The organism is uncultured Fretibacterium sp., assembly GCF_938030725.1.
Taxonomy (GTDB): Bacteria; Synergistota; Synergistia; order Synergistales; family Aminobacteriaceae; genus Fretibacterium.
The window spans coordinates 1-1,927 of record NZ_CALHIQ010000133.1 but is presented as its reverse complement, the minus strand read 5'-3'; the positions used below and the strand labels follow the sequence as shown (position 1 = coordinate 1,927).

Here is a 1,927-nt window from a genome sequence, read left to right as displayed (position 1 = left end):
CCCCAGCAGGACGACCATCCAGCCCAGCCGCCTGGCCAGCTCCCCCCGTCCGGCCCCCAGAGCCTGCCCCACCAGCGTCGCAGCGGCGAGTTCAATGCCGTAGCCCGGCATGTAGCATAAGCCCTCCGCCGTGACGGCAAAGGTGTTCGCCGCAATGGCGGCCGTGCCCAGCGGCGCCACGATCGCGGTGCAGGCGACGTAGGCGCTCCCCATCGCGACCCCATCGAGGGCCAGAGGAAGGCCGATCTTGAGCGCCCGGACGAGGTCCTCCCTCAGCCGGCCCGCCGGAGGCTCCCGCCGCAGCCGCAGCGCCGGCGAGCGCACCAGGAGGAAGAACAGCATCAGCGCGGCGCTGACGACCTCGGCAAGGAGCGTCCCCAGCGCCGCCCCCGTCACGCCCAGGCCCGCGCCCGGAAGCCGGACGCCCACGCCCCACAGCGGCACGACCCTCGAGGGAAAGATCAGGAGCGCGTTGAAGACCACGTTCAGGACGCACATGAGGGCGTTTATCGTGCTCGGCAGGCGCGCGTTGCCGCTGCTCTGCAGCATGTCGCCCGCGATGTAGTTCATCTGAAGGGCGGGCAGGCCCAGGGCGTAGATGAAGAAGTAGGAGGCTGCATCCCCAGAGATATCCTCCTCCCCGCCAAGCCATCGGGGCAGGGAGCCGCTCAACGCCGCCCCGACGGCGGACAGGAGGAGGCTGAAGGCCAACGCCGTCGCCAGGCCGCGGCGCACCACGCCCCGCGCCTCCGCTTCGCGCCCTCCGCCCACGCGGTGCGCCACCTGCACCGAGAAGCCCGCGCTGACCGCCCCGCAAAGGCCGATGATCAACCACGTGCTGGAGGACACGAGCCCCACGGCGGCCGCCCCGCGGGCCCCCAGGCTCCCCACCATCGCGGCATCGATGTACTCCATCACGATGGTCGCGAGGTACGACAGCATGGCGGGCACGCTGAGCCGCATCGTCAGCAGGAGCTCCTCCCGAAGGTTCAGGGCCTCCCCTCCGCGCAGTTTTTCCAGTAGGTCCATCCGTTCGATCCCGTCCACTCCCCCTCAAGGCGCGCGCTCCGCACGACAGCCACTTTGAAGCCCATCATAGCACATCGAGCAGCGACCCCGCGGGGAGGTGAATGACCGAAGGTTAAGGGGTAAAATAGGGCACAAAATTCGCTTTTAGGGAGGTTATCTCTTCATGGGACCGGAACTGTACCAGGCGCTGCCCTTCTGGCATCAGGCAGCGATCGTCTGCCCGCTGATCTTTCTGGGAGGCCTCGTGGACGCCATAACGGGCGGGGGCGGGCTGATCACCCTTCCCGCCTACCTGTTCGCGGGGCTGCCCGTCCACTTCGCGCTCGGGACGAACAAGTTGAGCTCCTGCATCGGCACCGCCCTGACGACGGCGCGATACGCCCGCGCCGGCTTCATCCCGTGGAAGCTCGCCTGCCTCTGCGTGGCGGCCTCCCTGATGGGCTCGAACCTTGGGGCACACCTGGCGCTCTTTCTCGACGACCGCATCTTCAAGTTCCTGATGTTGTTCCTGTTGCCGGTCACGGCCCTCTACGTGCTGAAGGGACGTGCGCTGGTGCGCCAGCGCCCTCCCCTGCCCCAGACGCGGACCGTCCTGACCAGCGCGGCCATCGCCTTCGCCCTGGGGGCCTACGACGGCTTCTACGGCCCCGGAGCCGGCACGTTCATGCTGCTCCTGCTGGCGGCAGCGGCCCATCTGAGCCTCAACACGGCCAACGGCGTCGCGAAGTCCATCAACATGGCGAGCAACCTCGCAGCCCTCACCGTCTTCCTGATCAACGGGCGGGTGCTCTTTCCCCTCGGCCTGCTCGCCGCGTGTTTCGGCCTCGCCGGAAACTACCTTGGGGCCCGCTCCTTCGAGCACGGCGGGGGCAGGACGGGCAAGCCCATCATGCTCACC

General features: G+C 68.6%; 2 protein-coding genes. One reads left to right on the top strand and one right to left on the bottom strand.

All coding sequences use genetic code 11. From position 1 onward, the window contains the following. The coding region (locus Q0629_RS07800; protein WP_298781042.1) for an MATE family efflux transporter at window positions 1-1,047 on the bottom strand (1,047 nt) is incomplete at its 3' end. A 145-nt stretch (window positions 1,048-1,192) separates the two neighbouring features. Between Q0629_RS07800 and Q0629_RS07795 the strand changes: the two genes are divergently transcribed. After that, window positions 1,193-1,927: sulfite exporter TauE/SafE family protein (locus Q0629_RS07795; protein ID WP_298781040.1), on the top strand; the 735-nt coding region annotated here is incomplete at its 3' end.